This window comes from Actinotalea ferrariae CF5-4 (genome assembly GCF_000603945.1).
GTDB lineage: Bacteria > Actinomycetota > Actinomycetes > Actinomycetales > Cellulomonadaceae > Actinotalea > Actinotalea ferrariae.
In genome coordinates this window covers 1-7,716 of the sequence record NZ_AXCW01000200.1, presented here as the reverse complement: position 1 = coordinate 7,716, position 7,716 = coordinate 1, and the positions used below count along the sequence as shown (strand labels likewise).

Below are 7,716 nucleotides of genomic sequence, written 5' to 3'. Positions count from 1 at the left end.
GGAGGGTGGGCTGGGCGGCAGGCTGGGTGGGCACAGGGACTCCGAGGCAGACGTGGACGCGCGCGGCGTCAGGGACAGGCGCACAGTCCGCACCGGGTGACCGGCCGTGTCCAGGTCCGGACGCGGCGCCACGGGGCCACAGCCCGGCCCCGGGGGTCGGGACCACTCTCCCACGTCACCCGGGAGACCGCCGCGTCCCGGGGCGTCCGGGTGGCGTGCCGGTGCCGCCTTACGATCACGACGTGACACGACGGGTGACCCTCCTGGCCGGCGGCGTGGGAGGTGCCCGGCTCGCGGACGGCATCGCCCGGGCCCACCGCGCACCCACGCAGCCTCCGCCGACCGCCCGGTCGGACGGCCATCCGGCCGTGCTGCCGACCGCCCCGCCCGACGACGTCCGCTCCGAGCCGGTGGACCTCACCGTCGTCGTCAACACCGGCGACGACGCGGAGATCCACGGTCTGTGGGTCAGCCCGGACCTCGACACCGTGATGTACACCCTCGCCGGACGCGAGAACCGGGCCCAGGGCTGGGGCCTGGAGGGCGAGACGTTCACCGTCCACGAGGCGATGGGCGAGCTGGGCGTCGACACGTGGTTCCTGCTCGGTGACCGCGACCTCGCCACCCACGTCGCCCGGACCGCCGCACGCCGCGCGGGGGAGCCCCTCTCGACGACGACGGCGCGCCTCGCCGCCGCGACGGGCGTACCGGCACGACTGCTGCCGGTCACGGACGACCGGCTGGCGACCCTCGTGGACACCCCGGCCGGCACGCTGGAGTTCCAGGACTACTTCGTGCGCCGGCGGCACGCCGACCCCGTGCTCGACGTCCGCGTCGACGGGGCCGCGGCGGCCCGGCCCGCGCCGGGCGTCCTGGAGGCGTTGCGCGACACGGACCTGCTGGTCCTGGCGCCGTCGAACCCGGTGCTGAGCATCGGCCCTGTCCTCGCCGTGCCCGGCGTCCGCACGGCGCTGGAGCAGCGCTCCGCCCCCTGCGTCGCCGTCAGCCCGATCATCGGCGGTCGGGCGCTCAAGGGCCCCGCCGCGGACGTGCTCGCGGCGCTCGGCCACGAGCCCAGCGCCCTCGGGGTGGCGCGGATGTACGCCGGCCTCGTCGACGTGCTCGTCGTGGACCGCGCGGACGCCGGCCTCGTCCGGGACGTCGAGGCGCTGGGCATGCGCGCCGTCGTCACGGACGCCGTCATGCGGGACCGCGCCGACCGCGCGCGCCTGGCCCGCGAGGTGCTCATCGCCGCCGGGCGCCAGTGACGGTGGCGGACCCGGGCGCGACGGGTGCAGCGGTGACCGGCTCCACCGTGGCCCGCCCGACCACGGTGGCCGTCGTGCCGCTCCGAGGTCCCGGGGGCAAGACCCGGCTCGACCTGCCGCTCACGCCCGACGCCCGGGAGGGGCTCGTCACGGCTCTCGCCCGTCGCGTGCTCGACGCGCTCGCCCGGGCCCCCGAGGTCGACGTCGTGGTGGTCGTGACCACGGACGCGGCGCACGCCGCGGGGGTGCTGGCCGGGGTGCTGGCCGGGGTGCGACCCGGTGCTCCCGGCGCCGTGCAGGTGCTGGTCCAGCCGCCGGGGGTGCGGGGCCTCAACCCGGCCGTCGAGCTCGGCCGGGCGCGGGCCCGGGAGCTCGGTGCGGACCGCAGCGTCGTGCTGCACGCCGACCTTCCGCTGCTCACACCCGACGACGTCGCCGCCCTCCTCGTGCCGGCCGGCCCGGTCGTCCTCGCCCCGGACGTCGCCGGCACGGGGACGAACGCGCTGGTCCTGGCCGAGCCGGGGGCCGAGGCGTTCGGGTGCCGGTTCGGGCCCGGCTCCCGCGCGCTGCACCAGGCCGAGGCGCGCCGCCTCGGCCTGGACGTGGACCTGGTGGACCGGCCGGGCACCGCACGCGACCTCGACACCGCGGCGGACTGGGCGGCCCTGCCGCAGCCCGTCCGGGACGACCTCCTGCGGACCGGTCCCGCGCGCCGGTAGTCGCCTCACCAGCCCCCGCGGTGCACGACCTCGTCGAGGGGTCGACGGCGGCGGCGGGCGGCCGACCCCCGGACCGCCTGCTCCGGCGCGGGGTGGCCGACCGCGACCACGCCCACCGGCTCGTGGTCGTCGGGCACCCCGAACTCCGCGCGCAGCGCCGCGACGCGCTCGGCGGGCACCCCGAAGAAGCAGGCCCCGAGGCCCTCGTCGACGGCGGTGAGGAGCATGAGCAGCGACGCCATGCCCGCGTCGACGTACCAGTAGGGGACGCCCCACCGTTCCCGCGGGTCCTGGGGCTCGCCGCCGGCGGCCTTGTCGGGCTCGGCGTAGCGCTCGCGGTACGCGGCCTCGTGGGCGAACGGCACGACGAGCACCGGGGCCCGCCGCATGCCGGTGGCCCACCGGTCCGGGGCGCCCCCCCGGCCGGGCGGGGTGGCCACGGCCCAGAAGCGGGCGACGTCGTCGGGGGTGTCGAGCACGAGGAAGGCCCAGCCCTGGCTGAAGCCCGCGCTCGGCGCGCGGACGGCGTGCGCGAGCATCCGGTCGACGACCGCGCGGGGGACGGGCTCCGGCGTGAAGGACCGCACCATGCGACGGCGGACGACGACCTCGCGCAGCTCCATGCCGTGATCCTGCCGTGCTGCGCCCGCCTGCTGCCGTCCTGCGCCCTCCTGCTGCCGTGCTCTGCCCTCGTGCTGCCGTGCCGCGCCCCGCTGCTGCGATGGTCCCGCGGCCGGTGCCTACTCGACGGTGATGGTGCGGCTGTCCGTCATCGGGACGCCGCCCTCGCCGTCGGACGGGTCGTCCTCGGTGATGACGATGGTCCAGGTGCCGGGCTCCAGCTCGACCTCGAACGAGTAGGGCGCGAAGGTCTGGCCCTCGGCCGTCATCGTGAAGCCCGTCTGGACCTCGGCACCGTCGGCGTCGAGCACGGCCCACGGCAAGTTGGCCTCGAAGACGGCGGCCTCGCCGCTCACGGTCACGGGGGAGGAGGCGGTGGCGCCCTCGGCCGGGTCGTCGATCTGCACCAGCACCCGGACGTCGATGGCCTCCTCGCGGACGACGGGTCCGTCCCAGACCACGGCGCCCCAGAGCTCGCCCGCCGGCTCGCCGGCGATGGTGAGCACGACGCCCGCGCCGTCGTCGTCGGCCGTGTCCGTCACCGTCCAGACCAGCTGCTGGACCATGAGCGCGGCGCCCTCGGAGCCGATGTTCGCGGTCCGGGCCTCCTCGCTGAGGTCGACGGTGATGGTGCCGGCCTCCGCGGTGACGCCGAGCACCTGCGTGCCGGGGTCCCACGCGGTGCTGTAGTCGGGGTCGTCGGCGCCCGAGATCATCGCCTCGACCGCGGCGACCAGCGGGTCGCTGCCCTGGGCCTCGCGGGTCTCCCGCGCCAGGCGCACGCCGGCGCGCGTGTCGACCAGGTAGTACGCGGTGACGGCCTGCGTGGGCGTCTCCGCGGGCTCGGTCGTCTCCGTGGGCTCGGGCTCGGGCTCGGGCGTCGTCGTCGTGCTCGGCTCGGTCGTCACCGACGGCGCGACCGTCGGCTCCGCGTCGCCGCCGCACCCGGCGAGTGCGAGCGCCGCCACGGCGACCAGGGCGGCGGACGTCGTCCTCCGGCGGTTCATGATGCCCTCCAGCCGGGGCCGCCCGGCACGGCCCGTCCGGCTCGTCGTGGTCCCGCTCCCAGTCTGGCACCGGGGGTCCGTGCGCTGGTAGAGATCCGTGCCGACGCTCCGGGAGGTGCGCCCGAACGGCCGCAGGGACCTGCGGCGCACCGGCGGGCGCCCCGCCGGCGAGGACCCGCGACGACCCGCGACGACCCGCTACGACCCGGTAGGGTGCGGCCTGAGAGAGCGTTCTCTGGAGGTGTGCCGTGGCCGTCGACGTCCCCGAGCTCCCGGTCGTGGAGGGGCTCCCGTTCGTGTGCCACTGGGTGGACGACGGCGACCTCTCCACCCTGCGCCTGGACAACGGCGAGCTGTCGCTCGTCCTGCTCCCCGGCGTCGGCGGCCGCCTCGTGTCGTTGCGCGGCCGGCGCCGCGGCGAGCCGGCGGACGCGGGGGCGGAGCTCCTGTGGCGCAACCCGGACTACCTCGACGCGGACCTGCGCCCCGTGCGGCCGCGCAGCACGTGGGCGCCGCTCGACGGCGGCATGGGCAGCTGGGCCAACGTCGGCGGCTCCAAGACATGGCCCGCACCGCAGGGCTGGTCCGGTCCGGACGAGTGGCCCGGCCCCCCGGACGCCGTGCTCGACGCCGGCCCGTGGTCGACCCGGGCCGAGGCGGTGGGCGACACGGTGGTCGTCACCCTCACCAGCCCGGACGACGCGCGGACCGGGCTCCGGGTCGAGCGCGCCTTCCGGCTGCCCGCCACGGGCACGCGGCTGCACCAGCGCACGACGTTCACGAACGTCGCCGCCGTCCCGGTGCGCTGGGCGCCCTGGGAGGTCTGCCAGGTCGACACCGCGAGCGGTGCGGGGCTGCCCCTGGACCGGGCCCGGGTCGAGGTCGAGGTCGAGCCGGGCGAGGGGACCGATGCGGTCCCCGCCGCGCCGCTCGACATGGTCCGGCTGGTCGGCGAGGTCGAGTCCCTGGGGCCCTTCCCCGGCCCGACCGGCGGCTCGCGGAGCGCCTGGCACCTGCCGGTCGCGGACGTCGTGGGCAAGGTCGGCTTCACCGAGGCGTCGGGCCGCCTGGCCTACGTGCGGCCCGACGGCGCCGGGCTGGAGCTGCTCTTCACCCCGGTGCCGGGTGCGACCTACCCCGACGGCGGGGCCCGGGCCGAGCTGTGGTTCCAGTGCCCGCTGGCGGAACCGCTGGGCGGGCCGGGCGGACTGCACCCGACGGCCCACCTGGTCGAGCTGGAGGTGCTCGCGCCCCTCGTCGCGATCGACCCCGGCGCGTCGGTGACGCAGGACCTCGTCTGGCAGGTGACGCCCGCCGGCGAGCGGGCGTGAGTCCCCGGGCAAGTTCCGCAGCAACTACTGAGGCTCGGGCGGGGGCGGCCGGTTAGCGTCGGGACGTCGCCGGCACGACCGCCGCGACGTGCCCGGGAGGAGTGCCGTGACGTCGAGCGCACGTCTCGCGACGCGCCGTGCCCCGGCCCTGCTCGCCGTCCTGGCCCTCGCCGGGTGCGGGCTCTTCGGGTCCGACGAGCGCGGCGACGTCGTCGGCGTGCTCGAGCTGGAGGTGGGGGACTGCCTGCTCGCGCCCCAGGAGGTGCAGGCGGAGGTCGGGTCGGTGCGGCTGGTCCCGTGCACGGACCCGCACGAGCAGGAGGTCTACGCCGTCGAGGTGTACGAGGACGCCGACGGCGCGACGCCGGAGGAGTACCCGGGGGAGGCGGTGCTGACGTCCTTCGCCGAGGGCCGGTGCCTGGAGACCTTCGCGGGCTACGTCGGCACCGACTACCGCGACTCCTCGCTGTTCTTCACGTACCTGCTGCCGTCCCCGCGCGGCTGGCAGGGCGCGGGCCGCGAGGCCGACCGCTCGATCGTGTGCGTCGTGACCACGACGGGCGAGCAGCTCACGTCCTCCGTCCGGCAGAGCGGGACCTGAGGAGCAGCCATGGGCAAGCCCGCCGCGACGGCCACCGCGACCCTGATGTGCAGCTTCGGGCTGGCACCCTCGACCCTCGTCGTCCTGCCGCTGGCGCGGGTGCTGATCGAGGGCAAGCCGGCCGCGGCCGTCACCGACTCGGTGCCCGTCCTCAACATCCCGCCCTTCGGGATGTGCACGAGCCCGTCGAACCCGACCGTCGCCGCGGCCACCGCCGCCGCCCTCGGCGTCCTCACCCCGATGCCCTGCCTGCCGGTGACGACGCCGTGGACCAACGGGGCGACGAAGACGTTCGTCGGAGGCAAGCCGGCCCTGACCCTCGGCGCGCAGTGCACGTGCGCGTACGGGGGCGCCATCCAGATCCTCAACCCCGGCGCGGTGCGCACCACCGAGGGCTGACGCGGCCCCGCGGGCCGCAGCCACACGTCTCCACCTCGGAGCGTGGAGGCCCACCCGGGCAGGGGTCGAGGGTCCCGACGCAACATCGGTAGTGATTACCGATGTTGGGTCCCGGGGCCGTTCCTAGCATCGACGTGCCCGGTGGGGTCGTGCTGGCCCCTGCCCATGCACGGCCCCGCCGCGGTCCGGCTCGTCGAGGAGGGAGAGGCGCCCGTGCTGATCCCCGCGGTCGAGGAAGGCCTGGAGTCCTTCCTGCGCGCCGCCCTGCCGCTGTCGCGGGAGGTCGGCGACATCTCCTTCGAGGCGCCGTCGGGGACGTGGGCCGCCCAGGTGAACCGGATCACGGTGAACTTCTTCCTCTACTCCGTCTCCCGCAGCCCGCAGCCGCCCCGGCCGGCGGCCTCGCGCACGGGCGCGGACGGCCGCCTCGAGCAGCGCGCCCCGCTGCCGATGGTGCAGCTGTCCTACCTGGTCAGCGCCTGGGCCGGCAGCACGCGGGACGAGCACCAGCTGCTCGGGGACGTGCTGACCCGCCTCCTGGCCGCGCAGGTCCTCCCGCCCGAGCACCTGGCGACCCCGCTCAGCTCGGGCGTCCAGCTCACCCTCGCCGTCGACGAGCTCAACCGGCCCCGTGACCTGTGGGGCGGGCTGGGCGGGACGCTCAAGGCGTCCTTCACCCTGCACGCGACCGTCGCGAGCGACGCCTACGCGTGGCGGACGGCGGCCCCGGGGGTCAGCGCGATCGAGGGCATGGCGGCCCCGGTGCCGTCGGTCCCCCCGGCCGACGCGACGCCGTCCCGCCCGCCGCTCGTGACGCGACGCGACGAGGACGGTGCGCTGCGCACGACGGTGGCCGACGACGGCGGGACCGCCGGCCCGGCCGGTCCCGGCGCGGGGACGGGGGCGTGACCCGGTGCGGGTGACGAGCCCCGTCGAGGTGGTCGACATCGTGCCCGGCGGCGCCGGGGAGATCGCCCTGGAGGTCGTCAACACCTCGTCGGTCATCGAGGGCGTCACGGCGCGCGTCCTGGGCCTGCCCGCGGAGCACGTCACGGTCACGCCGGCCGTGCTGCCGCTCTTCCCCGACGCCGTCGGGCGCCTCGTCGTCCGCCTGGACCTGCCGGCGTCCTTCCCCGCGGGCCGCCACCCCGTGACCGTCGAGGTGGTCGGGCAGGCCGGCACCCACGTCGTCCACCACGACGTCGACGTCGTCGTCGGGGACCGTGCCGCCCTCGCGCTGGCGGCCGCGCCGACGGTCGTGCGCGCCCGGCGCCGCGCCCGCTTCGCCGTCGACGTCCGCAACGAGGGGAACGTCGCCCTCGACGTGGCCCTGCGCAGCAGCGACGCCGACCGCACGATCGCGACGCGGATCGTGCCGTCCACGGTCCACGTCGCCCCCGGCGCGGCGGCGCGGTGCCTCGTCGACGTCCGCGGGCCGCGGCAGCTCCTCGGCGGGGACCGCGACCGGCCGCTGCGGGTCGAGGCGACGGCGGGGGAGAGCACCGCCGTCGTCGCGCTGGTGCTGCGGCAGCGGTCCCTCCTCAGCAGGGGTCTGCTGACCGCGCTCGTCCTGCTGGCCATCGTCGCGACGTGGGCCGCGATCTTCCTGCTCGGCATCCGCTCGGTCCTGGGTGCCGAGGCCGTGACCAAGGTGGCGCCGGAGTCCTTCTTCGCCGCGACGGTCCTGGAGGGGACGGCCGGCGCGGGGGCCGCGGGAGGCCTCGCCCCCGCCGGCGCGATGGACCGCGCCGGCGCGCTGCCGGCGGGCCT

General features: G+C 76.9%; 9 protein-coding genes. 7 read left to right on the top strand and 2 right to left on the bottom strand.

The features are described from left to right. The first annotated feature begins 242 nt into the window (after positions 1-242). Together cofD and cofC are read left to right on the top strand one after the other, a co-directional pair. Complete coding sequence (cofD, locus tag N866_RS14305; RefSeq protein ID WP_034227528.1) at positions 243-1,268, top strand: 2-phospho-L-lactate transferase; 1,026 nt, start codon at positions 243-245, stop codon at positions 1,266-1,268. A 32-nt stretch (positions 1,269-1,300) separates the two neighbouring features. Then, positions 1,301-1,987 carry a 2-phospho-L-lactate guanylyltransferase gene (gene cofC / locus N866_RS14300; protein WP_245612602.1) on the top strand — a complete coding sequence of 229 codons (687 nt, stop codon included), beginning with the start codon at positions 1,301-1,303 and terminating at the stop codon, positions 1,985-1,987. Positions 1,988-1,992: 5 nt separating this feature from the next. Here cofC and N866_RS14295 read toward each other — a convergent pair whose 3' ends face one another. Together N866_RS14295 and N866_RS14290 are read right to left on the bottom strand one after the other, a co-directional pair. Continuing rightward, positions 1,993-2,610 (bottom strand): nitroreductase family protein, encoded by a 618-nt coding sequence (locus N866_RS14295; protein WP_034227527.1) that lies wholly within the window; start codon positions 2,608-2,610, stop codon positions 1,993-1,995. A gap of 117 nt (positions 2,611-2,727) precedes the next feature. Further along, on the bottom strand, positions 2,728-3,615 hold the full coding sequence (locus tag N866_RS14290; protein WP_155855389.1) for a Gmad2 immunoglobulin-like domain-containing protein: 888 nt from the start codon (positions 3,613-3,615) through the stop codon (positions 2,728-2,730). 248 nt (positions 3,616-3,863) lie between these two features. On the opposite strand from N866_RS14290, the gene N866_RS14285 reads away from it, so the two are divergent. From N866_RS14285 to N866_RS14265, 5 genes are all read left to right on the top strand, one after another. Next, positions 3,864-4,946, top strand: coding sequence for a hypothetical protein (locus N866_RS14285; protein ID WP_052023090.1), 1,083 nt, complete (start codon positions 3,864-3,866; stop codon positions 4,944-4,946). A 106-nt stretch (positions 4,947-5,052) separates the two neighbouring features. Then, positions 5,053-5,547, top strand: a complete 495-nt coding sequence (locus N866_RS14280; protein WP_052023089.1) for a septum formation family protein — start codon at positions 5,053-5,055, stop codon at positions 5,545-5,547. Between the two features lie 9 nt (positions 5,548-5,556). Further along, positions 5,557-5,946 (top strand): DUF4280 domain-containing protein, encoded by a 390-nt coding sequence (locus tag N866_RS14275; protein ID WP_034227524.1) that lies wholly within the window; start codon positions 5,557-5,559, stop codon positions 5,944-5,946. Between the two features lie 165 nt (positions 5,947-6,111). Next, positions 6,112-6,855 (top strand): Pvc16 family protein, encoded by a 744-nt coding sequence (locus N866_RS20020; RefSeq protein ID WP_052023088.1) that lies wholly within the window; start codon positions 6,112-6,114, stop codon positions 6,853-6,855. 10 nt (positions 6,856-6,865) lie between these two features. Beyond that, positions 6,866-7,716 (top strand): hypothetical protein (locus tag N866_RS14265; protein WP_155855388.1); only part of this gene is annotated, 851 nt, incomplete at its 3' end.

Bases quoted from the DNA above. Each gene is read 5' to 3' on its own strand.
- N866_RS14295 (WP_034227527.1), bottom strand. From the start codon at position 2,610: ATGGAGCTGCGCGAGGTCGTCGTCCGCCGTCGCATGGTGCGGTCCTTC.
- N866_RS14290 (WP_155855389.1), bottom strand. From the start codon at position 3,615: ATGAACCGCCGGAGGACGACGTCCGCCGCCCTGGTCGCCGTGGCGGCG.
- N866_RS14275 (WP_034227524.1), top strand. From the start codon at position 5,557: ATGGGCAAGCCCGCCGCGACGGCCACCGCGACCCTGATGTGCAGCTTC.
- N866_RS20020 (WP_052023088.1), top strand. From the start codon at position 6,112: ATGCACGGCCCCGCCGCGGTCCGGCTCGTCGAGGAGGGAGAGGCGCCC.